Here is a 25,285-nt window from a genome sequence, read left to right on the forward strand (position 1 = left end):
GTTCGGGGCGGGTGGTCAGCGGGTCTCGCGGAGGACTCCGTCCGGGCCCGCGACGAGGATCGGGGCGCCCGGGTTCAGGTCGCGCACGGCCGCCTCGTCCGCCTCGGCGGGCGCGTCCCCGGCCACGAGCGCCGCGGCCTCCAGGGACCTCGCGCCGCTGGAGACGGCCATGGCCACCGCGACCTGGAGCGCGGACAGGCGCAGGGACGGCAGGTTCACCTCCGTGGCGGCGTAGGTGCGGCCGGTCTCGTCGCGTACGGCCGCGCCCTGGGCGGCGCCGGAGCGGGCGCGGGACGAGCGCGCGAGCGTGATGATCTTCTCGTCTTCGGGGTTCACGGCGTTAGCGTACGTCGCCCGGCGGCCCGGACCTCACCCGGGCGAGCGCGAACCGCGCCAGCTCCGCCGTGCGCGAGCCGTCCGCCTCGCCCAGGGAGGTGTGCACGACGGAGACGAGGGTGTCGTCCACCCGGGAGAACACGACCTCGATCTGGTACGGGAAGCCGTTCAGCGTGCCCTGGAACGTGCGGGTGTGGGTGTCCTCCCCCAGGTCCCGGACCTCCGACGGCGCGGCGGTGAACTCGGTGGCCGCGACCGGGTCCGACGAGCCCATCTCCTCGCAGCCCGACAGCGCGTCGCCGAGGGCGCTGTGGTGGCGGTGGGCGGCGTCGCCGGAGTAGGCGGCCAGCGCGATCCCGCCATCCTCGCCGAGCAGGTCGCCGGTCAGGCTGACCTCGGCGCGCTGCCGGAGCCCGGACTTGGGCGGGCGGCCGGAGAGGGCGTCGAAGATCAGCTTGCAGTCGCGGTCCTTGCTCTTCACCGGCGGCTTCCACGGCCGGTCCCCCGCCTTGCGCATCCCGTCGGGCAGCCCCTTCAGGTCGCGCAGGAGCGCGCGCACGTCGGCGCGCTCCTCCCCGCCACCGGACCCGAAGGCCCGCTCGGAGCCGCACGCCGCCACGCCGCACAGTGCGAGGACGGCGCAGGCAGCAGCGCCCAGGCGTCGCGCGATCGTCTCACCCATCGCAGGCCCCCACCCCAGCCGAAGTCCGCCGCGCCGGAAGAACACCCTGGGAATTGCCTACCCTGCCCATCCTCTTCGACACGCGCCGGGAAAGACGGAACAAAGAACGGGGCGCCCTCACCCGTGTGCGGCGGGTGAGAGCGCCCCGTGTGGTCCGGTCCGGGTGTCAGGATCCCGGTCCGGCCCCCCCTTTCTCCCGGCGGCGGTGTCGACTCCGCCGGCCGGAAGCCGGTGCCGGCCCTACGGCGACGGCCTGGACCTGGCCCGTGCGGCCGTCATCCGGCCGTCGCGCGGCCGTGACCCGGCCTTCGCCCTGCCTGACCGGGCCTTCGCGGCCTGACCTGGCGGGCGGGCGGCCGTCAGGTCACTCGGCCGGCGGGCGCCGGTCGAGCTGCCGGCGGAGCTGGGCGAGCTCCTGCTCCAGGTCTTCGAGCTGCTGGACCCGGTCGTCCCGCCCGTCCCCGTCGCGGTCCACGAACCCGGGGGCCGGGATCCGCGGATGGGGTTCGGGGGCGCCGGGGCGCTGCGGCGGGACCTGCCCGGCGAGCCCCGGCCGCGCGCCGTGCCCGCCGTGCCCGCCGTGCCCGCCGGCCTGGTGGCCGTACGGCTCCGCGGGGCGGCCGTAGGGGTCGGTCTGGTGGCCGGGGTACGGCCCGGCGGACGGGTCGGCCGCGGGGACGGCCGCCTCGGCGTAGGCCGGGTACGCGGGCCCCGCCGGGACCCCGCCCGGAGCGCCCGGACCTGCCGGGGCGGCGGGAGCGGCGGGAGCCCCGGGCACGCCGGGCTGCGCGGGATAGGCGGGACCGGCCGCGGCGCGGCGGGCCCTGCGGCGGCGCAGCAGGACGAACACCAGGACGCCGGCGACCACGAGCACGACCGCCCCGGCGGCGACGCCGATCCACACGCCCATCGGCAGCGGCGTCTCGTCCTTGCCCGCGGTGATCGCCTGCTGGGAGTCGCTGATGTAGCGCGCGACGTAGGGGTGGTTCGGGTACAGCGCCTGCACCTCGCGGAACAGCGGCAACGCGATCTTGTAGTGCCGCTGGAAGAACGCGTCGAGGGCCGCGTCGTAGGTCTTCGTCGTCACCGACTCGGCCGGCTTGACGTTCTTCTCGTTGAGCTTCTCCTTCACGATGCTCACCGGAAGCACGAAGCTGTGGTTCTCGGCCGACTCGCCGGTGCTCTGGTCCACCGACCCGGCGATCAGCATGCCGACGACCTTGCCCTGCCGGCTGAACACCGGCCCGCCCGAGTTGCCCCGGTAGGACGGCGCCTGCGCCTGGATGTACGGCACGCCGGTCTGGGTGGTGCGCTTGGCGTTGTACGGACCCTCGGTCAGCGCCGGGTCCAGCTTGGACTCCAGGCTGAAGAACGCCGTGTTGGTGATCAGGCCCGGGAAGCCGCTGATGTACAGCACGTCACCGACCTGCACGTCCGGGTCGTCGCCCAGCGGCACCGTCGGCAGGTTCTGCTGCCCGTTGACCTTGAGCAGCGCGAAGTCCTTGCCCGGGTAGTTCTCCCCCACCGACACGATCTCGGCCGGGACGGCCTTGGCGGTCTTGTCCACGCCGCCGCCAGGCAGGCTCTGCAGGACCGACAGGTCCTTCTTCAGCCCCCGGATCTTCATGTGGGAGGCGTTGAACTCCGCGAACATCTGCGCCCCGAGCTTGAGCATCTCCTCGTCGAGCGCCATGTTCTTGAAGCCCTTGACGAACTCCCTGGTGTCCTCCTTGTTGAACTTGTCCAGCGCCTGCTTGGCGAACGCCCGCGACAGCTCCTCCTCGCCGAGCTGCACGCAGTGCGCGCCGGTGACCATGTACCCGTCGGGGGTGACCCACCAGCCCGTGCACAGGCCGCCCACCTCGGCCTGGACCGTGCGCTCCTGGCCGCCGGGGCGCAGGAACCTGCCCACGTTCGAGGCCATGCGCTGGAGCATGTACTTGACCAGGCTCTTCTCGTCCTGGGCGATCTTGCCGTTGAGCGCCATGCGGACCATCTCCGCCTGGAGGTCCTTCAGGGGCCCGCTCTTCAGCTCCGCCACGGGCACGACCACCTCGCCGGTGAACGTGAGGCTGGTGAGCTGCACCGAGGGGTTCGTCCGCGCCGCGAGGCGGGTCCCGATCGGGACCTCCGGCTTCTCGGGCTCGGCCGCCGCCGGCGCCGCCGGGAGGGCCGTCAGCCCCGCCAGGGCGGCGGTCGCCGCCACGACCGACCAGGTGCGCCGTGCTGTCCGAAACATCGTCGTCCTACCGTCTCCGCCCGTCATCGGGCCACATCGACCGTCGGGCGGCCCGCACGCCGCCCATCGCCGAGCAGCCTGGCGCGCCGGACTTGTGGGCCTCTTGCCACGGACTTGGCCGATGACACGGCACGGACTCGCGCCGCACTTGTGACGGAAGGGGAACGCGCCCCTCCCGACCGGCCCAAGGGCTGGTACGGCGGGGCGCGGGGGAACGGCTAGTCGGGCTCGCCGGTCTCGGGTTCCTCCCAGCGGACCAGGACGGTGCTGATGCGGTTGCGGCGGCCGGCCAGGCTCTCGGCGGTCAGGCGCAGGCCGGAGACGGCGGCCGTGGAGCCGGCGATCGGGACCCGGCCGAGGGCGTGCGCGAGCAGGCCGCCCACGGTCTCGACGTCGTCCACCTCGATCTCCGCCTTGGGGAACAGCTCGCACAGCTCGTCCACCGGCAGCCGGGCCGTGACCCGGACGGACCCGCCGGGCAGGTGCTCCACGCGCGGGGCCTCCTGGTCGTACTCGTCGGTGATCTCCCCGACGATCTCCTCCAGGACGTCCTCGATGGTGACGAGCCCGGCGGTGCCGCCGTACTCGTCGATGACCACGGCCATGTGGATCTGCCGCGCCTGCATCTCGCGCATCAGCTCGTCGATCGGCTTGCTGTCGGGGACGTAGGTCGCCTCGCGCATGACCGACTCGACCTTCTCGGTCTCGCCGCTGCCGGGGTGCTCGTGGGTGCGGCGCACGACGTCCTTGAGGTAGGCGATGCCCACCACGTCGTCCTCGTTCTCGCCCACGACGGGGATGCGGGAGAAGCCGCTGCGCAGCGCCAGCGACAGCGCCTGCCGCAGCGTCTTGCCGCGCTCGATGAAGACCATGTCCGTGCGGGGCACCATGACCTCGCGCACGAGCGTGTCGCCCAGCTCGAACACCGAGTGGATCATCTCGCGCTCGTCCGGCTCGATCACCCGGCGCTGCTCGGCCAGGTCCACCAGGTCGCGCAGCTCGGCCTCGGTGGTGAACGGCCCCTCGCGGAAGCCCTTGCCGGGGGTGAGGGCGTTGCCCAGCAGGATCAGCAGCTTGGGCAGCGGCCCGAAGATCCGCGTCAGGCCGTACACCACGGGCGCGGCGGCCAGCGCGATCGGCTCGGCGTGCTGGCGGCCCAGGGTGCGCGGCATCACGCCGACGATCACGTAGCTGACCAGGATCATCACGACCGCCGACACCGTGTAGGCGCGCCAGTCGTCGCCGAGCACGTCGATGAACGCCAGGGTGACGATCACGGTCGCGGACAGCTCGCAGCTCACGCGGAGCAGGAGCAGGAGGTTCAGGTAGCGCGGGGCGTCGCCGACGATCGCCTGGAGCCGGGGGGCGCCCCGGCGGCCCTGTTTGACGAACTCCTCGGCGCGCACGCGGGAGACGCGCGACAGCGCGGACTCGGCGCCGGCGAACAGCCCGCCGATCACCGCCAGCACGGCCGCGGCGAAGAACCATCCCTGGGCCGTGCTCATGACCGCGCTCTTCTCACGCGCCGGGCCGGGGGCGCCTGTCCGGCCCCCGGCTCCGCTCGCTCGCCGGCGCGGCGTTCAGGTCTCACGCGTCCTGCCGGGACTCCCGCCACTCGCCCAGGAGCTTGCCCTGCAGGCCGAACATCTCGGCGTGCTCCTCGGGCTCGGCGTGGTCGTAGCCCAGCAGGTGCAGGATGCCGTGCGTGCACAGGAGCTCCAGCTCGGCCTCGGTGCTGTGCCCGGCCGTCCGGGCCTGCGCCTCGGCCACCTGCGGGCAGAGCACGACGTCGCCGAGCAGCCCGGGCTCGGGCTGGGCGTCGGCGTCCTGGCCGGCCGAGCCCGGTCCCGGGCGCAGCTCGTCCATCGGGAACGCGAGCACGTCCGTCGGTCCCGGCTCGCCCATCCACTGCTGGTGCAGCTCGGCCATCGCGGCCTCGTCCACGATCAGCAGGGACAGCTCCGCCAGCGGATGGATGCCCATCCGGTCGAGGACGAACCTGGCCAGCTCGACCAGGTCCGTCTCGGCGACGTCGACGCCCGACTCGTTGGCAACGTCGATGCTCATGCCTGGATCTATCTCCCCCGTGTGCGCTTGCCGCCCTTGATGGACTGCGGCTCGCGCTGCTTGGTGGCGTCGTAACGCCCGTACGCGTCGATGATGTCCCCGACCAGCCGGTGGCGTACCACGTCGGCACTGGTCAGGCGGCAGAAGTGGATGTCCTCGATGCCTTCGAGGATGTCCTGCACGACCTTCAGGCCGCTCTCCTGCCCGCCCGGCAGGTCGATCTGCGTCACGTCGCCGGTCACGACGATCTTGGCCCCGAAGCCCAGCCGCGTCAGGAACATCTTCATCTGCTCGGGGCTGGTGTTCTGGGCCTCGTCCAAGATGATGAACGCGTCGTTGAGCGTGCGGCCGCGCATGTACGCCAGGGGCGCGACCTCGATCGTGCCGGCCTGCATCAGGCGCGGGATCGAGTCGGGGTCGAGCATGTCGTGCAGCGCGTCGTAGAGCGGCCGCAGGTAGGGGTCGATCTTCTCGTAGAGCGTGCCGGGCAGGAAGCCCAGCCGCTCGCCCGCCTCGACGGCCGGCCGGGTCAGGATGATCCGGTTGACCTCCTTGGCCTGCAGGGCCTTCACGGCCTTGGCCATGGCCAGGTAGGTCTTGCCGGTGCCCGCCGGGCCGATGCCGAACACGACCGTGTGCTTGTCGATCGCGTCGACGTAGCGCTTCTGGTTCAGCGTCTTGGGCCGGATGGTGCGGCCGCGGGAGCTGAGGATGTCGAGGGTCAGCACCTCGGCCGGGCGCTCGGCGGTCTCGGCCCGCAGCATCGCGATGCTGCGCTCGACCGCGTCGGGCGTCAGCGTGGCCCCGGACTGCAGCAGCTCGACCAGCTCCTCGAAGAGCCGGACCACGAGCGCGCTGTCACCCGGCGCCCCGGTGATCGTGATCTCGTTGCCGCGCACGTGGATGTCGCCGCGGAACGCCCGCTCGATGACGTGCAGGATCTCGTCCCGCGAGCCCAGCAGCCCCACCATGGACTGACCGTCGGGGATGACCACCTTCGCCTGGACTCGCTGCTTGGGGTGGCCTTCTTGCGTTCTGTTGTCCCTGCGCCCGGGCTCGCCTGGGCGGGATGTCGTTGGATGAGCCATGGCTCGGCCGTGCGGCCCGCTCGCCTCCCAGTGTCGTGGGGGTGGTCCCACAGGAATGATATCCGTCGTGCTCACCCGGGCGGCCAGCGCAAATCACGCCCTCCGAGAACATGGGCGTGCACGTGGAACACGGTCTGCCCGGCGCCGGGCCCGGTGTTGAAGACAACGCGGTAGCCCGCGTCCTCGATTCCCTCGTCGGCGGCCACGTTCCGGGCCTCGCACAGCACGTCGGCGGCCAGGCCGGGGTCCTCGTCGGCCAGCGCCGCGGCGGTGGGGTGGTGAGCCTTGGGGATCACCAGCACGTGGGTGGGGGCCTGGGGGTTGATGTCGCGGAAGGCGAGCGTCGTGTCCGTCTCGCGCACCACGGTCGCGGGGATCTCCTTCGCGACGATCTTGCAGAACAGGCAGTCGTCAACTCGTGCCACACCTGTCTCCTGATTCACTCGCCCTACCCCCCGTCTCACCGGCAGCGGTCCCTGGGCGGAATCGTAGCCCGCGGCGGGTCTCCCGTTGCCAATCGGTAATTCGGCAGAGGCCGCGCCGAAAGATCCAGCCCGATAGGGTTTGGGTGCGACATTCCTGAGGGATCTCGACGGCGGTCAAGTCAGGCCATGGCGAGGGTCATGCCATTTCCCAGACCAGCACAGCGTAAACCGGCTCAGGGTAAACCTGCGGGGGACCCCGCACGTCCTACTGATGTGACCACCGAGACCCTCGTGGCCGACCGGTCCCTGGGGGCGGTGCCCACGGGGTGGGACGCCGACGCGGCCGTCACCGCGCTCTACAGCGCGCACTATCGGTCGCTCGTGCGCCTCGCCGTGTTGCTGGTCCGCGACGTCGCAACCGCGGAGGAAGTTGTGCAGGACGCCTTCGTCGCCATCCACGGAGCCTGGCGCAGGCTGCGCGACCCGGAGAAGGCGCTGTCCTATCTGCGGCAGTCGGTCGTCAACCGTTCGCGCTCCGTGCTGCGCCACCGCGCCGTCGTGGAGAAGTACGCGCCCAAGGGCCTGCCCGACGCCCCCAGCGCCGAGAACGGCGCGATCGGGGAGATCGAGCGGTCCGCCGTCATCGAGGCGCTGCGCGCCCTGCCCACGCGGCAGCGCGAGGCCCTCGTGCTCCGCTACTACGGCGACCTGTCCGAGGCCGAGATCGCGGGGGCCATGGGGATCAGCCGGGGAGCCGTGAAGAGCCACACCGCGCGCGGCATGGCCGCGCTCCGCACAGTCCTGGAGCAACTGTCATGACCGAGTCCCACGACGAGTACGGCGAGCGCCTGCGCCGTGCCCTGCGTGCGGAGGCGGACGCGGTGCTCCCTTCCGCCGAGGGCCTGGAGCGCATCCGGGCCCGGATCGAGCGCGGCGAAGGCCGTCCCACGCTGCTGTGGTGGCGTCCGGCCGTGGCCGTGGGCAGCGCGCTCACGGTCGCCGCCGCCGTGGTCGTCGCGGTCCCGGCCCTGCGCGAACGCGCGATCCCGGGCAAGGAGATGGCCGGCATCAGCTCCACCGACGGCCGCCGCCCCGAGGGCTCCAGCACGTTCCGCGGCGCCCGGCCCCGCACGCCCGCCGTGCGCCCGTCCGTCCCGGTCGCGCCCCCGCCGCCGACGCCGCGCGCCACCCTCGCCCCGAGGACCCCGACCCCCACGCCCTGCCCGACCCCGGCGCAGAAGTCGAGGGCCTGCGCGACGGCCACCCCGTCGCCGACCCCCGCGGGCCCGTCCGGCACGGCGACCGCGACCCCGAGGCCGCCCAGGCCGTCGCCGAGCGCCACGCAGACCTGCCCGACGGAGACGTGCACCCCGTCCCAGGACCCCCCGCCCGCCACGCCCAGCTCCGCCCCCGGCATCACCGGCGCGAGCACCCCCGACGCCCCCTGACCCGCTGACCCGCCGCCGGCCCTCCCGCCCCACGGCCTCCCGCGGCCCGCGCGCACGCCGTACGGCCGCCGCGGCCACCACGTGCGCATAGCCGTACGGCCGCGGCGGCCACCACGCCGGCGTGTGCGGCGGGCGCGGCCACCACGCCGCGTGCCGTACGGCGGGCGCGGGCTCAGGCCGCACGTGCGCGGGCTCAGGCCGCACGTGCGCGGGCTCAGGCCGCACGTGCGCGGGCTCAGGCCGTACGTGCGCGGGCTCAGGCCGTACGGGCTCCGGCGGGAGGGCGCGGGGTCACCAGCGGCCGGTGCGGGCGAGGATGACCGCGGCGGCGGCCACGCCGGCGGTGCTGGTGCGCAGGACGGTGGGGCCGAGCAGCGCGGGGACGGCCCCGGCCGCGGCGAACGCCTCCAGCTCGGCGTCCGCGACGCCGCCCTCGGGGCCCACGACCAGCACGATGTCGCCCTCGCGGGGCAGGTCCGCCGACGACAGCGGCGTCTTCGCCTCCTCGTGCAGCACGAAGGCCGCGGCGGCGCCCCGGACGCGCTCGGCCACCCGGGCGGTCGTCTCCTGGGGCGGGACCTCCGGCAGGTGGAAGCGCCGGGCCTGCTTGCCCGCCTCGCGCGCGGTGTTCCGCCAGCGGTTCAGCGCCTTGTCCGCGCGGTCGCCCCGCCACTGGGTGACGCAGCGGGACGCCGCCCAGGGCACGATCTCGTCCACGCCGGCCTCGGTCATCATCTCCACGGCCAGCTCGCCCCGGTCCCCCTTGGGCAGCCCCTGCACGACCACGACGCGCGGGGAGGGGGCGGGCTCCTCGCGCCGCCGCAGCACCTCCACGGCCAGCGAGTCCTTCAGCGCCTCGCGCACCTCGCACTCGGCGACGAGGCCGGCCCCGTCGGTGAGGTCCACGCGCTCTCCCGCGCGCAGCCGCCGCACGGCCGCCGCGTGCCGCCCCTCGGCGCCGCCCAGCACCGCGCGGTCGCCTCGCAGCAGCAGGTCACGGGGCGCGAGGAACACGGGAACGCTCATGGTCCAACCCTAAGAGACCCCCGGGGACCGGAGCGCCGCGTAGCCGCGCCGCACCGCGTCGCGCAGCGTCTCCGGCGGGTACGGCCAGCCGGAGTCGCGCAGCGCCTCCTCCGAGGGCGTCCCGGCGGCGTGGTGCTCCCGGATCAGCCGCGCCACCTCCCCGAGGCCGTCGGCCTGCCGTACGGCGAACGCGCGGTCCACGACGTCGCCGTGGCCGGGCACGATCACCGGCGGGCCGAGCGCGGCGACGGCGGCGAGGGTGGCCGGCCACTCCAGCGGGAAGGAGTCCGGCCCGTACGCCGGGGGCGCGCCCTCCTCGGCGAGGTCCCCGGCGAACACCACGTCGCCCGCGACCACCACGAGGTCGCCCGCGGTGTGGCCCCGGCCGAGGTGGCGCAGCTCCACCTCACGGTCGCCGAGGTCGATCACCGCGCGCTCCCCGACCAGCCGCGTGGGCGGGCGCCGTACGGGCTCCCCGGGGGAGAGCGCGGCGGCCCACTCGGGGAAGTCGCGGGCGGCGGCCGCGAGGTCCTCGGCGGCGATCGCCGCGGGAACACTTTCGTGCCCCCAGATGTCGGTATGAGGGAAGCGTGAGTTGCCCAGGTGGTGGTCGAAGTGCGCGTGCGTGTTGACGATCGCGAACGGTTCGGCGACACCCAGGGCCCGCAGGTCGGCGCGCAGTTCGGCGGCCTCGGCGAGGTTCCCCCGGGTGTCCACGAGCAGCGCCCCGCGATCCCCGATCACGACGCCGACGTTGAGGTCGAAGCCGGGGTAACGCCTGCGGAAACAGCCGTCCCCGACGGCGTCCCACCCCGCGGCCCGTCCTGATTCCTTCGCTGAATCCCAGGTCATGGCCGACGACCCTATGCTCGCCCCATCGCGATCGGCGGGCGCGAGCCGTACACTTGGCACTCGAAGGTCAGGAGTGCCAGTCTCGAACGGAGGTGAGCGCGCATGCTCGACGACCGGAAACTGGCCGTGCTCCGTGCCATCGTCGAGGATTACGTGTCCACCAACGAGCCGGTGGGGTCCAAGTCCCTGGCGGACCGTCACAACCTGGGCGTGTCCCCCGCGACGATCCGCAACGACATGGCGACCCTTGAGGAGCAGGGCTACATCACCCAGCCGCACACGAGTGCCGGACGGGTGCCCACGGACAAGGGATACCGGCTTTTCGTGGACCGGCTCTCCCAGGTCAAGCCGCTGTCGGGGGCCGAGCGGCGCGCGATCGAGAACTTCCTCGGCGGCGCGGTGGACCTCGACGACGTCGTGACCCGCACGGTGCGGCTGCTCGCGCAGCTCACCCGGCAGGTCGCGGTCGTGCAGTACCCCTCGCTGACCCGCTCGTCGGTGCGTCACGTGGAGCTCGTGCGGGTCGCCGAGCGCCGCCTGATGATGGTGCTGATCACCAACACCGGGCGGGTCGAGCAGCGCATCATCGACGTGCCGGAGAACGTGTCCGAGGAGAGCGTGGCCCACCTGCGGGCCGTCCTCAACGGCGCGCTCGACGGCTGCTGGCTCACCGACGTCCCGACGACGGTGGCCGACCTGCCCGAGCGGCTGCCGTCCGAGGAGCGGCCGGTCGCGGCGACGGTGCTGTCGGTGCTGCTGGAGACCCTCGTGGACAAGCACGAGGAGAAGATCGTGTTCGGCGGCGCGGCCAACCTCGCCGCGGCGGACTTCTCCGTGGGATTGCGCGAGGTCCTCGAAGCGTTGGAAGAACAGGTGGTGCTGCTCCGCTTGCTCGGGGAGACCACGGCCGAGCCGTCCGCGCTCACGGTGCGCATCGGCTCGGAGAATCCGTACTCGGGGCTGCGGGGCACGTCCATCGTGGCGGCCGGGTACGGTTCAGGCGACAAGGAACTCGCCCGGCTCGGCGTTCTCGGCCCCACCCGGATGGACTACCCGGTGACGATGGGGGCGGTGCGCGCCGTGGCACGGTACGTCGGCCAGATCCTGGCCGCTTCGTAGAGGTGGGACTGGGAGTATAGGTGCCGACGAAGGACTACTACGCGACACTCGGCGTGCGACGCGACGCCGGTCAGGACGAGATCAAGAAGGCCTACCGCCGGCTCGCGCGGGAGCTCCATCCGGACGTCAACCCCGACCCGGAGACGCAGGAGCGGTTCAAGGAGATCACCCAGGCCTACGAGGTCCTGTCCGACCCGCAGAAGCGGCAGATGTACGACCTCGGGGCCGACCCGTTCGGCGGGGGCGGCGCGGGCGCGGGGGCGGGCTTCGGCCAGGGCTTCCCGTTCAGCGACATCATGGACGCCTTCTTCGGCACCGCGACCAGCGCCCGGGGCCCGCGTTCCCGGGCGCGCCGGGGCCGCAACGCCACGATCCGGGTGGAGCTGGACCTCTCCGAGGCCGCGTTCGGCACCACGCGCGAGCTGGTCGTGGACACCGCCGTGCTGTGCGAGGTCTGCCAGGGCTCCGGCGCGGCGGCGGGCACCCACCCCGACACGTGTGACATGTGCCAGGGCCGGGGTGAGGTCTCGCAGGTCACCCGGTCCTTCCTCGGCAACGTCATGACCACCAGGGCCTGCCCGCAGTGCGGCGGCTTCGGGTCGATCATCCGCCACCCCTGCCAGGAGTGCTCCGGCGACGGCCGGGTCCGCACCCGCCGTACGATCAAGGTCCGCATCCCGGCGGGCGTCGAGGACGGCACCCACATCCAGCTCGCCGGCGAGGGCGAGGTCGGTCCCGGCGGCGGCCCGCCCGGAGACCTCTTCCTGGAGATCGTCGAGCGCGCCCACCCCATCTTCGAGCGGCGCGGCGACGACCTGCACTGCACCGTCCACATCCCCATGACGGCGGCGGCGCTGGGCACGATCCTGACGGTCGAGACGCTGGACGGCCCGCAGGAGATCGACGTCCGGCCCGGCACCCAGTCCGGCCAGGTCATCCCGCTGTACGGCAAGGGCGTGCAGCGCCTCAACGAGACGGGCCGCGGCGACCTCCTCATCCACGTGAGCGTGGAGACGCCGAGCCGCCTCGACCCCCAGCAGGAGGAGCTGCTCCGCGAGCTGGCCAAGCTCCGCGGTGAGGAGCACCCTCCGGGCCGGTTCGCCCCCGGCCAGCAGGGCTTCTTCTCCCGCCTCCGCGACGCCTTCAACGGCCGCTGACCGCCGCTGACCGCCGCTGACGGCCGCTGACGGCCGCTGACCGCCGCAGGGACGCCTCCCCGCCCGCCCGGGCCGGGAGGCGTCCGCGTTCCCGGCCGAGGCCGCCCGCGCGGGCCGGTCCGCGCGGGCGATCCTGGGCACCCCCGCCCGCCCGCCCGCGCGCGCCCCGCGCGAGCGACCTCCCCGGAGGGGAGTGCGCGAGGGGGCGGGACGGGTTTGGGAGACTCGGGGTATGAGACGGTTGCGGTTCGGGGCGCTGGTGCGGGGGGCCGGGTCGGCGCGGGAGTGGGCGGAGAAGGCCCGGCGGCTGGAGGGGGCCGGGTTCGCGACGCTGCTGATCAGCGACCATCTGGCCGGGGCCAGGTTCGCGCCGATGCCCGCGCTGGTGGCGGCTGCGAACGCGACCTCGCGGCTCCGGGTGGGGACGCTGGTGCTGGGCAACGACTTCCGGAACCCGGTGCTGCTGGCCAAGGAGGCGGCCACCGTGGACCTGCTCAGCGACGGGCGGCTGGAGCTGGGGCTGGGGAGCGGGTGGCAGCGGGAGGACTACGAGTACTCCGGGGTGGCGCAGGAGCCGCCCGGGGTGCGGGTGGACCGGCTCGCCGAGGCCATCGCCGTGATCAAGGGGGTGTGGTCGGGGCGGCCCTTCACGTACGACGGCGAGCACTACCGGGTGCGCGACGCCGAGGTGGGGCCGGTCCCGGCGCAGCGGCCGCACCCGCCGCTGCTGATCGGCGGGGGCGGGCGGCGCGTGCTGAGCCTGGCGGCGTCCGAGGCGGACATCGTCAACGTCATGATCAAGACGCGGCCCGACGGGTCGGGGATGGACGACTCCGACACCGGCCTCCGCGAGCTGCTGGCCAAGCTGGACCTGGTACGGCCGGGCGGCGCGGAGATCGCGGTCAACGTGCTCCAGGCGGGCGGGGACGCGCCCGGCTCGTGGGGCCCCCTGAGCCTGGCGGCGCACGCGGACACGCCGCAGGTGCTCCTGGGCGGGACGCGGGACATGGCCGACAAGATCCGGCACTGGCGCGACGAGCGCGGGGTGTCCTACTTCATCCTGCACAACGAGAACGATCTCGACGCCTTCATCCCGGTCGTGGAGGAACTCGCCGGACGGTGATCTACGGTTGTCGTCATGGATCGCTACGGCTCTGACGTACTCGGCGGGGACTGGCGGCGTCCTCGCCGGGGGCAGATACCCGAGGTGGCCGCCGAGCGGGACCTGGTGGTCGAGGACGCCGGCAGCGGGTTCTGCGGCGCGATCGTCGCCTGCGACAAGGAGGCCGTGACGCTGGAGGACCGCTTCGGCAAGCGGCGCGTCTTCCCCCTCGGCAAGGCCGCCTTCCTGCTGGAGGGCCAGGTCGTGACGCTCGTACGGCCGAGCGCGGCCCCCGCAGGACCCCGTCGTACGGCCTCGGGGTCGATCGCGGTGGAGGGGCTGCGGGCGCGGGTGGCGCGGGAGAGCCGGATCTACGTCGAGGGGCTGCACGACGCCGAGCTGGTGGAGAAGATCTGGGGGCACGACCTGCGCGTGGAGGGCGTGGTCGTGGAGTACCTCTCGGGCGTCGACGACCTGCCCGCGATCGTGGCCGAGTTCGAGCCGGGGCCCGGGCGGAGGCTGGGCGTGCTGGTGGACCACCTCGTGCCCGGGTCCAAGGAGAGCCGGATCGCCGCCGAGGTGACCTCGCCGCACGTGCTGATCGTGGGGCACCCGTTCGTGGACATCTGGGCCGCGGTCAAGCCCTCCGTGCTGGGCTTCCCCGCCTGGCCCGACGTGCCGCGCGGCGTCCCGTGGAAGGAGGGGGCGCTGGCGGCGGTCGGCTGGGACATGGAGCCCGGCGAGGCGTGGCGGCGCATCCTCGGCTCGGTCCGGACGTACACCGACCTGGAGCCGCAGTTGCTCGGCCGGGTCGAGGAGCTGATCGATTTCGTGACCGCGCCGGCCTGACATCGTCTACGGTGGACGATCGACGCCGTCCCACCTGACCTGGTTTGATGCGAAGATGACCAACCCACCGCCCACGCCCGGGGAAGCGCCGGACCCCTCGCGGGCCCCGCAGGACACCCCGCCGGACTCCTCCGCCTCCCCTGACCACGGCCCGCCTCCGCCCCCGCCTCCGCCGCGCGAGCAGCCCCCGCCCGGCCACGGCGCCCCGCCCCCGGGACACGACCCCTGGCAGGGATACGGCGGGCAGGGGTACGGCGGGCAACAGCCCTACGGCGGCGGGCAGGGGTACGGCCAGCAGCCCTACGGCGGCGCGCCGGGGTACGGCCCGCCGCCCGGCCACGGAGCGCCCCCCGGCTACGGCCCGCCGCCCGGTTACGGGCCGGGTCACGGTCCCGGTTACGGGCCTCCCCCGGGCTACGGCGCGTACGGCCCGGGGATGGCGCGCACCCCGGACGAGCGCAGCATGGCGATGCTCGCGCACCTCCTGGGCATCTTCACCTACTTCGTCGGCCCGCTGGTCATCTACCTGGTCAAGAAGGACGAGTCGCCCTACGTCCGCGGCCAGGCCGCCGAAGCCCTCAACTTCCAGATCACCGTCGCCATAGCGATGATCGTCAGCTTCGTCCTCGTCTTCGTGTTCATCGGCGCCCTGCTCATGATGGTCGTGGGGATAGGCGCGCTGGTCTTCTGCATCCTCGCCGCCGTCGCCGCCAACCGGGGCGAGGACTACCGCTACCCCATCAGCATCCGCATGGTCCACTGACCGCCGGGACGTCCCCGCGCGGGCGGACACCCATCAGCTCTCCGCGCGAGGTCCCCGCCCCCCGGCGCGGGACGCCGGCGCCCGGCCGTACCGGGGACGGCGGGGTCACGTGAGCAGCAGGGCCAGGGCCAGCGTGAGCAGGAGCGAGTCAAGGCGGTCCAGCAGGCCGCCCGCCCCCGCCAGCCAGGACGCCGAGTCCTTGACGCCCGAGCCCCGCTTGACCATCGACTCCAGGAGATCGCCCAGCGGGGCCCCGGCGGCTACCGCGACGGCGAGGGGGACCGTGAACGCCTCCAGCGCGGCGAGCACGAGGAGCCCGGCGGCGGCCCCGGCGAGCGTCCCGCTCCAGTGCTTGCCGGGGGACAGCGGCGACAGGCGCGGCCCGCGGAACCGCCGCCCGGCGAACGAGGCCGCGATGTCCCCGACCGACACGGCGGCGAACAACGCCAGCGCCACCGGGCCGAGCAGCACCACCCCGGCCAGCGGCGCGAACCACGCCACCCCGAGCACGCCCAGCCCCAGCCGCCGGAGCCCGCCGTCCGCGTCGGCCGCCAGCAGCGGGACCAGCGCCACCGCGAGAGCCGCCGCCCCGATCGCCCGGGGCAGGTGCGCGGGCGCGAGCCAGGCCGCGAGGGGCGGCACGGCCGCCGCGAGGGCGAGCACGACCCGGTCGGCCCGGGGCAGCCCGGTCAGCCCTCCGTACTCCACGGCGCAGGCGGCCCCGGCCAGGGCCGCGAGCGCGGCGGCCCCGGCGGGCCCGGCGTGGATCGCGGCGACCACGACGGGCACGGCGACCGCCCACGCGCACCACCGCAGCAGGTACTCCCGCCGCCGCGACAGCACGACGGCCACTCCCCCGGCCGCGAGCGCTCCCCCGAGGTAGGGGATCGCCGCCTCCACGGAGATCACGTGAGCCCGTTCCGCCCGGATCCGGCGGCGTGGCCCGAGGTGGCGTACTCGGGTCCGGCCCAGCCGAGGTCTCGCAGCGAGGCCGCCACGGCCGACACGATCCGGGCGTTCGCCGCGGCGTCCCGCACGGCGACGCGGACCGTCCTTCCCTCGAACGCCGGGGACAGCGCGGAGAGATCCCGCAGGTAAACCCCGCGCTTCCGGCACTCACGGACCAGCGCGGACGCGGAAGGCCCGCCCGGAGGCAACGTGAGCAGCACGAAGTTGGCGACCGACTCCCGCACGTCCAGCCCGTGGGACGCCAGCCCCGCCGCGAGTCCCGCCCGCAGGTCCCCCGTCTCCGCCCAGCGGGCCGCGTAGTAGCGGGGATCGCCCAGGGCGCGCGCGGCGGCGATCTGCGCGGGCAGGCTCACGGCCCACGGCGGCGTCCACCGGCGCAGCTCGGCGGCCAGGTCCGGCGGGCCCGCCAGGTACGCCGCCCGCAGGCCCGACAGGGCGTACATCTTCGACAGGGACGTGCACACGACCACGTTCTCCGAGGAGGCCGCGTGCCTTCCCAGCGATCGCCCCAGCCCCGCGTACCCGACATACGCCTCGTCGATCCAGAACCGCGTCTCCCCCGGCGCGTCGTCCAGCACCGCGCGCAGGTCCCCGGAGTCCAGGTGCACCCCCGTCGGGTTGTTCGGGTTGACGATCACCACGAGGTCGTACGGCTCGCGCAGGGCGTCGCGCAGCCGGTCCGGGTCCACGCGCCAGCCCTCCTCGCGCCGGAGGGTGAACCGGTCCGGGCGGCACCCCACGACCCTCTCGGTGACGTGGGCGTACTCGCCGTACGACGGGTCCACGAGGAGCACCCTGGACGAGGGCGTCAGCCACTGCCGGAAGGCCCGGAAGATCAGGTCGGAGGAGCCGGCGCCCAGGGCCAACGACTCCTCCGGCAGGCCGCGGTCCGCCGCGACGGCCTCGGTGAGCCCTCCGGCGTCGGCGGGCGGCGAGGTGCGGGCGACCCAGTCCAGGTTCCCGTCCAGGGCCGCCACGACTCCCGGCGCGGGCGGGAACCACGCGTCCAGCACGTCCGCGGGCACGACCTCGCCGTGGGCCGCCAGGGTCTCGAACCGGCGGCCCAGCGCCCCGATCGACGCGCCGCCGTGCTCACAGCCGTCCGTTCCGTCCAGGAACGGCGTCTCCAGCCCCCATCGCAGCCCCGGCTCCAGCCGGCGCAGCAGCCCGCCGTACCGCCGGGAGGTCCGCTCGGTCAGGTCGCGCACGTCCCCGGTGAGCACCTCGTAGGTCACCGCCCCGGAACGGATCCGGGTGCCCGTGGCCGTCAGCCCGGCGGCCAGGTACATCGAGAGGATCCCGGTACGGCCCATGGCCACGAGCCGCCGGCCGCCGTGCGCGGCGGTCCAGCGCAGCGCGGCGTACATGAGGAGCGCCGCGACGGCCGTGCCGCGCTCCGCCGGGTCCACGGTGAGGATGCGGATCTCGAAGAGGTCGTCCCCGGCCAGCTCCGGGTGGTCCGCGCGCCGCAGGTACTTGTCGATCGAGTAGTCGCCCGCCCACGGGGGCGTGACGCTCACGAAGCCGCACCTGCGCCCGTCCCGCGTGGCGACGAGGTAGACGTTGCGCCCGTCGAGCCCGTCGGTCAGCCGCTCGTCCTCGTTGACCGCGTGCTGCCCGAGTTCCCTCGCGTACACCTCGTGCCGCAGCCGGTAGATCCACTCCAGGTCGGAGTCCAGCCCCGGCCGCAACTCCAGCCCGGCGGCGCCCTCGACGATCACGTGCGTTCCCCCTGTCCTCCCCCGCCGGCCCGATGCCGGGCGGGAGTGGAAGTATCCACGAAGAGCGGGGGACGCTACTCGCCGGGCGTCAGATCTCGGCGGCGGTGCGGGTGGGAAGGCCGTGCTCGTCGGCTATGGCGTTCCATTTCCGGACGAAGGCGTTCTTGGCCTGGGTGGCCTCGGCGGAGATGCGGTTGCCCTCGTCGAAGTCGGGGTCGCCGGTGGTCTGGCCGCGGCAGCCCTCGGCCTTGAAGCGCTGGGCCCAGGCGAGGTAGCGCTCGTCGGCGCGCTGGGAGCTCTCCAGGGCGCGGACGAGGTCGGCCTTCAGCTCCTCGCCGCCGGTCAGGCCGTCCACGGCGAGGGACTTGGCCTGCTGGGCCTGGTCGCGCCGTTCGCCGGTCACGCGGCGGATGGTCTTGATGCCCTCGTCGATCTGCTCGCAGCCGCGCACCTGCGCGATCGCCGGGCCCAGCGCGCCCCGGCTGGGCTTGCTGCGCTCGATGAGGTCGTTCACGGCGCTCGCCTGGGCCTCGGCGCCCTCGGCGGGCGGGTTCGCCGGCTCGGTCGCCTGGTCGGTGGGCGGGGGTTCGGAACCGGGGCGCGGCGGGGCGGACACCGATCCGCCGGTGGACGTGTTCGCGGCCGGCGGGTCGTCGCCGCGCAGGAAGACCCACCAGACGACGGCGCCGAGCAGCAGCACCGCCAGCAGCACGCCGACGATCAGCCCGATCCGGGGGCGGCGTCGCTCGGGCAGGGACGAGGGGTCTCCCCAGGGGTCCGCCGGGCGCTCGTCCAGGGCGGTCCCGCGCCTGCCCGGCGGCAGGTCCCGCCCCTCGGGTGTGCGGCCCGCGGCTCCCCGCTCCCAGGGGTTCGCGTCCGCGTCTCCCGGGCCGCGCTCCCAGCGCCGCGTCGGCGGGCTCGTCTCCCCCTGCGGCTCCCGGTCCCAGGGGTCCAGCGGCCGCGAGGCGGGGGCCGCGCCCTCCGGGTCCCGCGCCCACGGGTCACCCGTTCGTGGGTCGCCCGCTCGCGATCCGGGGCTCGCGCCCTCGGGAGAGCGGGCCCACGGGTCGGGGTCGCGCTCCCACGACGGCCGCGGGCTCCGACCCGCCGCGCCCTCGGGGTCACGCTCCCACGGGTCCGCGGGCCGGGGACCCGCGCCGCCGCGGCCCGCCGTACCGCCCCAGGGGTCGGCCGGGGCGGCGGACTCGGGCGGGGCGGGCTCGCGCCTCGGCGGCTCCGCTCGCGTGCCCTCCGGCTCCCGCGCCCACGGGTCGCCGGATCGCGGGCCGGGCGTGCCGCGCCCCCAGACATCCCCGGTCCGGGGGCCGAGGGAGCCGTGCTCGGACGGGCGGCTCCAGGGGTCCGCGGGAGCCTCCGCCGGCGAGCCGGACTCGGACGGCCCGCGTGGCGGCGGGGGCGTCCCCCGCGCGCTCTCCGGGGAGCGGGCCCAGGGGTCGGGCCGGGGCTCGCGGTCCCAGGCGGACGGCCGGGCGTCGCGGCCGGGCGTGCCCTCGGCGGGCCCGGCCTTGCGGACCGTGGTCGGCGGCAGCAGGTCGTCCTCGTCGGACGAGGAGGACGACGATGACGAGGAGGGCGAGGAGGGCGAGGAGGGCGACGACGCGGGCGGCGAGGATGACGGCGAGGATGAAGAAGCCGGGGAGGCGGAGGACGGGGGCGGGGACTGCTTCCAGGGGGGCACCGAGGGGTCCCAGGCGGGCCCCGGCGGGTCCGCCGAGGGCTCGGGGGCCGGGTCGTCCTCCCAGGTCGGGGCGGAGAAGGGGGCTCGCCCGGCCGCGCGCCAGGGTTCGTGCTCGCTGCCCATGCTGAACGCGAGGGCGTCCGGGGAGGGAGTCTCCGGCGGCGGGTCCTCGGCGGGGCCGTAGCGGCGGTCGAGCGGCGCGTTGCAGTACGAGCAGCGCGTGAGCGCCGGGTTGACGTCGGTGCCACAGGTCGGACACCGCATGGCCACTCCTCACACCGCCTCTGTCGGACCCCGATCGGGTCGTCCCCCGTCATGCATAACCGTGACCGCGCGCACGCCGCAAGTCACCGGCGCGGGCAATCTCCCGAGTCCGGCGTGATCGTCGCGTTAAGTGAGGTCGCGTACGACGGCGTCCGCGAGCAGCCGGCCACGCAGCGTGAGCACCGCCCGCCCCGAGGCGTACGCCGCGGGCTCCAGCAGGCCGTCCGCCAGCGCCCGCGCGGCCCCGCGCGGGTCGAGCAGGTCCAGCGGGTATCCCGAGGCCAGGCGCAGTTCCAGCATGACGCGCTCGATCGCCCGGTCGTCCTCGGTGAGGATCTCGCGCGCGTGCGCCGGGGAGTGCCCGCGCTCCAGCCGCCCGGCGTACGCCGAGGGGTGCTTGACGTTCCACCAGCGGACCCCGCCGACGTGGCTGTGCGCGCCCGGCCCGACGCCCCACCAGTCGCCGCCGGTCCAGTAGAGCAGGTTGTGCCGGCACCGCGCCGCGTCGCCGGCGGCCCAGTTGGAGATCTCGTACCACCGCAGGCCCGCCGCCGTCAGCGTCTCCTCGGCCAGGAGGTACCGGTCGGCCATCACGTCGTCGTCCGGCACCGGGATCTCCGCGCGCCGGACGCGGGCCGCCAGCCGCGTGCCGTCCTCGACGATCAGCGCGTACGCCGACACGTGGTCGGGCTCGACGGCCAGCGCGGCCTCCAGCGAGGCCCGCCAGTCGTCGTCCGTCTCCCCCGGCGTGCCGTAGATCAGGTCCAGGTTGACGTGCTCGAACCCGGCCGCCCTGGCCTCGCGCACGGCGCTCGCCGCCCGGCCGGGGGTGTGCTGCCGGTCGAGGACCCGCAGGACGTGCTCCCGGGCGCTCTGCATGCCGAAGCTGATCCGGTTGATCCCCCGCGACCGCAGCACCTCCAGCTCGCGCGGCCCGACGGACTCGGGGTTGGCCTCGGTGGTCACCTCGGCGTCCCCCGCGAGCCCGAACTCGGCGTCGATCGCGTCCAGCACCCGCGCCAGGTCCTCCGGCGGCAGCAGGGTCGGCGTCCCGCCGCCGAAGAACACCGTCTCCACCTTCACGTCGGCGTCGCCGAGGACGGCTCGCGCCAGCCGCACCTCCGCGACGGCGGTCTCGGCGTAGGCCGCCTGCGAGCCGCCCCCGCCCAGCTCGGTGGCGGTGTAGGTGTTGAAGTCGCAGTAGCCGCACCGGCTGGCGCAGAACGGCACGTGCACGTAGAACCCGAACGGCCGCTCCCCGACCCCTTCCACGGCGGTCGCGGGCAGTTCCCCGGTCACGGGCACGGCATCGCCCTCAGGCAGCACAGACGGCATCTCTCCAGTCTGCCGCCCCGCCCCCACTGCCCCGTCCATTCCGGCGCCCGTACGGCCTGAGCCCGTACGGCCTGAGCCCACCCCCGCGACCGGGCCGCCCCGGCCGCCCGCGCCGCCGTACGACGCCGTGAGACCGGCGCGGCCGTTCCCGGCGCGGGAGAAGCCCGGCGCGCAGCCGTGCGGGCGGCGGGCGGGCTCAGGGGGCCAGGGCGAGGACGTCGGGGAGGGCGGAGAAGGCCTCGTCCAGGTGGCGGATCAGGCCCCGCCGCCCGTCCGGGCCCCCGGCCTCGGACCAGGTGAGCGAGGCGGTGTGCCAGGCCGCGATCGTGACCTCGACCGCGAGCCGGAGGCGCAGGCCGTCCGCGAGGCCGGTGGCGGCCGCGACCCGGGTGACCGCGCGGTCGATGGTGGTGGCGCAGAACCGCAGGCCGTGGACGTGGAGGGCGGGGGTCGCGGCGACGAGGGCGCGGGTGGCGAGGAAGCGCCGGTCCCAGTCCTCGTCCAGGCCGGTCAGGACCTCGTAGATGGTCCGGCGGAGCGTCTCGACGACGGGGCCGGTGAGGGGGCCGGTCTCGATCTCGTCCAGGAAGGCGTCCCACAGCTCCGCGTCGGCGGCCATCGCCAGGTCTTCCTTGGTCGCGAAGTTGCGGAAGAGCGTGCGCTTGGAGACCTCCACCTCGTCGGCGACGTCGTCGCAGGTGGTCCGGTCGTAGCCCCGCTCGGTGAAGAGCCGGAGCGCGGTGTCGGCGAGGGCCCTGCGGGTGCGGAGCTTCTTGCGCTCGCGCAGCGGGAGCTCTCGCAGGTCGGGCTCGGCGTACATCCCCCCACGCTAGCACGCGGCGGCCAATGCCTCTCGACGCTATTTGTCATTTGACATCTTTTGGCACTGAGTGCCAAAGTCTGCCTCCTCATCGGACGAACCCGGAGGAATGACCGTGCGTGCCCTGATCCACGACCCCGCCGCGCCCAGCGGACTGCGCCTCGGCGAGGCCCCCGACCCCGTCCCCGGCGACGGCCAGGCGCTGATCGAGGTCTCCGCGATCTCACTGAACTACGGCGAGCTGTACTACCTCGGCGGCACCCAGCCGGGGACGGTCCCCGGCTGGGACGCCGCGGGCGTGGTCCGCCAGGCCGCGGCGGAGGGCTCAGGCCCGGCGGCCGGGACCCGCGTGGTGACCTTCGGCTGGACCGGCGCCTGGGGCGCGCTCCGCGCGGTGGACACCGACCAGCTCGCCGTGGTCCCCGACTCCGTCGACCTCGGCACGGCCAGCGCCCTGCCGGTCGCGGGCGTGACCGCCCTCCAGGCCCTGCGCGCGCTCGGGTCGGTGGTCGGCCGCCGCGTGCTGATCACCGGCGCGTCCGGCGGCGTCGGGCGGTTCGCCGTACAGCTCGCCGCGCGCGCCGGGGCCCACGTGATCGCCTCGGTCGGCGGCGAGAAGCGCGGCGAGGGCCTGCGGGAACTGGGCGCGGACGAGGTCGTGATCGGCCTTGAGGGGGTGACCGAGCCGGTGTACGGCGTGCTCGACAACGTGGGCGGGCCCCAGCTCGCCGACGTGATCGGGCTCCTGGAGGAGGGCGGGGCGATCGAGTGGATCGGCACGGCGGCCGGCGGGGCCGCCCCGCTGGCCCAGGCCCAGCGTGACCGCCGCTGGCGCCTGTCGAACTTCCACGTCCACATGCCGATCGGCGGCGACCTGGCCCACCTGGTCGCGCTCGTCGAGTCCGGCGCCCTCGACGCCCAGGTGGACTGGCGCACCCCCTGGGACCGGGCGCCCGAGGCGGCGGAGGCCCTCCTGTCCCGCCGGATCCGCGGCAAGGCCGTCCTCGACGTCACCCCCTGAGCCGCCCCCGCCGTACGGCACGGCGCCCGCGCGCGGCCGCCCAGGAGCGCGGCCGGCCAGGAGCGCGGGCGTGCGGGGGCGCGGGTGCGGGCGGGAAACGCCGGGGCCGCGCCGGGACGATCCGGCGCGGCCCCGGCGACGCCGAGCGGCTGAGCCACCGCGCGTGCGGCGGCCGGCAGCGGCCGTGCGGGCTACTTCTTGGGCTTCTCGGCGGCGGTGTCGGTGGCCAGCGCGGCGACGAAGGCCTCCTGCGGCACCTCGACGCGGCCGACCATCTTCATGCGCTTCTTGCCTTCCTTCTGCTTCTCCAGGAGCTTGCGCTTGCGGGTGATGTCGCCGCCGTAGCACTTGGCGAGGACGTCCTTGCGGATGGCCCGGATGTTCTCGCGGGCGATCACCCGGCTGCCGATGGCGGCCTGGATGGGGACCTCGAACTGCTGGCGCGGGATGAGGTCCTTGAGCTTGCGGGCCATCTCCACGCCGTAGGCGTAGGCCTTGTCCTTGTGGACGATGGCGCTGAAGGCGTCGACCTGCTCGCCCTGCAGGAGGATGTCCACCTTGACGAGGTCGCCCTCCTGCTCGCCCGACGGCTCGTAGTCGAGCGAGGCGTAGCCGCGGGTCTGCGACTTGAGCTGGTCGAAGAAGTCGAAGATGATCTCGGCGAGCGGCAGCGTGTAGCGCAGCTCGACGCGGTCCTCCGACAGGTAGTCCATGCCCTCGGAGACGCCGCGGCGGTCGTGGCAGAGCTTCATGATCGCGCCGATGTGCTCGGCGGGCGACAGGACCGTGGCCTTGACCACCGGCTCGAAGATCCGGGCGATCTTGCCGCCGGGGAACTCCGAGGGGTTGGTGACCACGACCTCCTCGCCGGACTCCATCTCGACCCGGTAGACCACGTTGGGCGCGGTGGAGATGAGGTCGAGGTTGAACTCCCGCTCCAGCCGCTCGCGCACGATCTCCATGTGGAGCAGGCCGAGGAAGCCGCAGCGGAAGCCGAAGCCCAGCGCCAGCGAGGTCTCCGGCTCGTAGACGAGCGCGGCGTCGTTGAGCTGGAGCTTGTCCAGGGCCTCGCGCAGCTCGGGATAGTCGTCGGCGTCGATCGGGTAGAGCCCGGAGAACACCATCGGCTTGGGGTGCTCGTATCCGCCCAGCGGCTCGGTGGCCGGCTTGACCGAGGTGGTGACGGTGTCGCCGACCCGGGCCTGCCGCACGTCCTTGACGCCGGTGATCAGGTAGCCGACCTCGCCCACGCCCAGGCCCTGGGTGGGCACCGGCTCGGGGGAGATGACGCCCACTTCCAGCGTCTCGTGGACGTTCCCGGTGGACATCATCATGCTGCGCTCACGCTTGGTGAGCCGCCCGTCGATCACCCGGACGTAGGTGACGACGCCCCGGTAGATGTCGTAGACCGAGTCGAAGATCAGCGCGCGGGCGGGCGCGTCGGGGTCGCCGACGGGGGCCGGGACCTGCGCGACGATCTCGTGCAGCAGCTCCTCGACGCCCTCGCCGGTCTTGCCCGAGACCTTCAGCACGTCCGACGGGTCGCAGCCGATGATCCCGGCCAGCTCGGCGGCGTACTTCTCCGGCTGCGCGGCCGGCAGGTCGATCTTGTTGAGCACCGGGATGATGTGCAGGTCGGCCTCGAGCGCCAGGTAGAGGTTGGCGAGCGTCTGCGCCTCGATCCCCTGCGCGGCGTCCACCAGCAGGATCGCGCCCTCGCACGCCTCCAGCGACCGCGAGACCTCGTAGGTGAAGTCCACGTGGCCCGGCGTGTCGATCATGTTGAGCACGTAGTCCACGCCGTCGCGCCCCTTCCAGGGCAGCCGGACGGCCTGGCTCTTGATGGTGATGCCGCGCTCGCGCTCGATGTCCATGCGGTCGAGGTATTGCGCGCGCATCTGCCGCTCCTCGACCACGCCGGTGAGCTGCAGCATCCGGTCGGCAAGCGTGGACTTGCCGTGGTCGATGTGCGCGATGATGCAGAAGTTGCGGATCACCGCGGGGTCGGTGTGGTTCGGCGCGGGCACGGATGTCCTCAGTATTTTTTGGCTACGTCTCTCATCTATGGTCCCATGTCCCGGTGAGTGCCCGGCGACGCCTCCGCGCGGCGCCCCTTCCGCCGGCTTCTGACGGCGGCCCTGGCCCCGGCCCTGGTGGCGCGGCTGGGCGGAACATCTGGACGGATGGGTGCGGCACCGCCGGATTCCGGCTACCTTTGACGCGGGGAACGGCTCGGATCCGCGGTCCTGAGGCAGAGTGAGTGGTCCATTTGGGACTCTGCCCGCCGTGTTGGTAGGCTGTTC

General features: G+C 74.2%; 23 protein-coding genes. 8 read left to right on the forward strand and 15 right to left on the reverse strand.

All coding sequences use genetic code 11. The features are described 5' to 3' along the window. Positions 1-15 precede the first annotated feature (15 nt). The 7 genes from D5H75_RS26105 to D5H75_RS26135 all read right to left on the reverse strand — a co-directional run bounded on the left by D5H75_RS26105 (position 16) and on the right by D5H75_RS26135 (position 6,837). On the reverse strand, positions 16-336 hold the full coding sequence (locus tag D5H75_RS26105) for a cytidine deaminase (RefSeq protein WP_119929192.1): 321 nt from the start codon (positions 334-336) through the stop codon (positions 16-18). A 4-nt stretch (positions 337-340) separates the two neighbouring features. Further along, entirely contained in the window at positions 341-1,018 is a 678-nt protein-coding gene (locus D5H75_RS26110; RefSeq protein WP_147425281.1) for a hypothetical protein, read from the reverse strand. A gap of 364 nt (positions 1,019-1,382) precedes the next feature. After that, positions 1,383-3,257 carry a trypsin-like peptidase domain-containing protein gene (locus tag D5H75_RS26115; protein ID WP_202638526.1) on the reverse strand — a complete coding sequence of 625 codons (1,875 nt, stop codon included), beginning with the start codon at positions 3,255-3,257 and terminating at the stop codon, positions 1,383-1,385. Between the two features lie 218 nt (positions 3,258-3,475). Beyond that, positions 3,476-4,762, reverse strand: coding sequence for a hemolysin family protein (locus tag D5H75_RS26120; protein ID WP_119929195.1), 1,287 nt, complete (start codon positions 4,760-4,762; stop codon positions 3,476-3,478). An 82-nt stretch (positions 4,763-4,844) separates the two neighbouring features. Continuing rightward, entirely contained in the window at positions 4,845-5,324 is a 480-nt protein-coding gene (gene ybeY, locus D5H75_RS26125) for an rRNA maturation RNase YbeY (RefSeq protein ID WP_119929196.1), read from the reverse strand. 8 nt (positions 5,325-5,332) lie between these two features. Continuing rightward, complete coding sequence (locus D5H75_RS26130) at positions 5,333-6,295, reverse strand: PhoH family protein (protein ID WP_242454522.1); 963 nt, start codon at positions 6,293-6,295, stop codon at positions 5,333-5,335. A 188-nt stretch (positions 6,296-6,483) separates the two neighbouring features. Beyond that, positions 6,484-6,837, reverse strand: a complete 354-nt coding sequence (locus tag D5H75_RS26135; protein WP_119929198.1) for a histidine triad nucleotide-binding protein — start codon at positions 6,835-6,837, stop codon at positions 6,484-6,486. A gap of 273 nt (positions 6,838-7,110) precedes the next feature. Between D5H75_RS26135 and D5H75_RS26140 the strand changes: the two genes are divergently transcribed. Next, positions 7,111-7,656 (forward strand): SigE family RNA polymerase sigma factor, encoded by a 546-nt coding sequence (locus tag D5H75_RS26140; protein ID WP_202638527.1) that lies wholly within the window; start codon positions 7,111-7,113, stop codon positions 7,654-7,656. Next, positions 7,653-8,285: a hypothetical protein gene (locus tag D5H75_RS26145; RefSeq protein WP_119929199.1), complete on the forward strand. Its 633-nt coding sequence runs from the start codon at positions 7,653-7,655 to the stop codon at positions 8,283-8,285. Before D5H75_RS26140 ends, D5H75_RS26145 begins: the two co-directional genes overlap by 4 nt. Before the next feature lie 291 nt (positions 8,286-8,576). Here D5H75_RS26145 and D5H75_RS26150 read toward each other — a convergent pair whose 3' ends face one another. Continuing rightward, positions 8,577-9,311, reverse strand: coding sequence for a 16S rRNA (uracil(1498)-N(3))-methyltransferase (locus tag D5H75_RS26150; RefSeq protein WP_119929200.1), 735 nt, complete (start codon positions 9,309-9,311; stop codon positions 8,577-8,579). Positions 9,312-9,320: 9 nt separating this feature from the next. Then, entirely contained in the window at positions 9,321-10,163 is an 843-nt protein-coding gene (locus D5H75_RS26155) for an MBL fold metallo-hydrolase (protein ID WP_119929201.1), read from the reverse strand. Between the two features lie 102 nt (positions 10,164-10,265). On the opposite strand from D5H75_RS26155, the gene hrcA reads away from it, so the two are divergent. From hrcA to D5H75_RS44275, 5 genes are all read left to right on the forward strand, one after another. Continuing rightward, positions 10,266-11,282: a heat-inducible transcriptional repressor HrcA gene (gene hrcA / locus D5H75_RS26160; protein ID WP_119929202.1), complete on the forward strand. Its 1,017-nt coding sequence runs from the start codon at positions 10,266-10,268 to the stop codon at positions 11,280-11,282. Positions 11,283-11,302: 20 nt separating this feature from the next. Further along, complete coding sequence (gene dnaJ, locus D5H75_RS26165; protein WP_119929203.1) at positions 11,303-12,439, forward strand: molecular chaperone DnaJ; 1,137 nt, start codon at positions 11,303-11,305, stop codon at positions 12,437-12,439. Positions 12,440-12,671: 232 nt separating this feature from the next. Further along, complete coding sequence (locus D5H75_RS26170; protein WP_119929204.1) at positions 12,672-13,562, forward strand: TIGR03621 family F420-dependent LLM class oxidoreductase; 891 nt, start codon at positions 12,672-12,674, stop codon at positions 13,560-13,562. 15 nt (positions 13,563-13,577) lie between these two features. After that, positions 13,578-14,390 (forward strand): DUF3097 domain-containing protein, encoded by an 813-nt coding sequence (locus D5H75_RS26175; RefSeq protein WP_119929205.1) that lies wholly within the window; start codon positions 13,578-13,580, stop codon positions 14,388-14,390. 55 nt (positions 14,391-14,445) lie between these two features. Beyond that, positions 14,446-15,153, forward strand: a complete 708-nt coding sequence (locus D5H75_RS44275) for a DUF4870 domain-containing protein (RefSeq protein ID WP_119929206.1) — start codon at positions 14,446-14,448, stop codon at positions 15,151-15,153. Between the two features lie 105 nt (positions 15,154-15,258). Here the strand turns inward: D5H75_RS44275 and D5H75_RS26185 are convergent, their stop codons facing one another. From D5H75_RS26185 to D5H75_RS26210, 5 genes are all read right to left on the reverse strand, one after another. Next, entirely contained in the window at positions 15,259-16,062 is an 804-nt protein-coding gene (locus tag D5H75_RS26185; RefSeq protein ID WP_119929207.1) for a phosphatidate cytidylyltransferase, read from the reverse strand. Continuing rightward, positions 16,059-17,843: a histidinol-phosphate aminotransferase family protein gene (locus D5H75_RS26190; RefSeq protein ID WP_202638528.1), complete on the reverse strand. Its 1,785-nt coding sequence runs from the start codon at positions 17,841-17,843 to the stop codon at positions 16,059-16,061. The genes D5H75_RS26185 and D5H75_RS26190 overlap by 4 nt, the downstream gene beginning before the upstream one ends. A gap of 88 nt (positions 17,844-17,931) precedes the next feature. Further along, positions 17,932-19,806, reverse strand: a complete 1,875-nt coding sequence (locus D5H75_RS41930) for a hypothetical protein (RefSeq protein ID WP_202638529.1) — start codon at positions 19,804-19,806, stop codon at positions 17,932-17,934. 126 nt (positions 19,807-19,932) lie between these two features. Continuing rightward, positions 19,933-21,141: a radical SAM family heme chaperone HemW gene (hemW, locus tag D5H75_RS26205; RefSeq protein ID WP_119929210.1), complete on the reverse strand. Its 1,209-nt coding sequence runs from the start codon at positions 21,139-21,141 to the stop codon at positions 19,933-19,935. 196 nt (positions 21,142-21,337) lie between these two features. Next, positions 21,338-21,961 carry a TetR/AcrR family transcriptional regulator gene (locus D5H75_RS26210; RefSeq protein WP_119929211.1) on the reverse strand — a complete coding sequence of 208 codons (624 nt, stop codon included), beginning with the start codon at positions 21,959-21,961 and terminating at the stop codon, positions 21,338-21,340. A 115-nt stretch (positions 21,962-22,076) separates the two neighbouring features. On the opposite strand from D5H75_RS26210, the gene D5H75_RS26215 reads away from it, so the two are divergent. Continuing rightward, positions 22,077-22,982 (forward strand): zinc-binding dehydrogenase, encoded by a 906-nt coding sequence (locus D5H75_RS26215; protein WP_119929374.1) that lies wholly within the window; start codon positions 22,077-22,079, stop codon positions 22,980-22,982. A 191-nt stretch (positions 22,983-23,173) separates the two neighbouring features. On the opposite strand, the gene lepA is transcribed toward D5H75_RS26215, so the two are convergent. Next, positions 23,174-25,009: a translation elongation factor 4 gene (gene lepA, locus D5H75_RS26220; RefSeq protein ID WP_202638530.1), complete on the reverse strand. Its 1,836-nt coding sequence runs from the start codon at positions 25,007-25,009 to the stop codon at positions 23,174-23,176. Between the last annotated feature and the right edge of the window lie 276 nt (positions 25,010-25,285).

This window comes from Bailinhaonella thermotolerans, from assembly GCF_003594875.1.
GTDB lineage: Bacteria > Actinomycetota > Actinomycetes > Streptosporangiales > Streptosporangiaceae > Bailinhaonella > Bailinhaonella thermotolerans.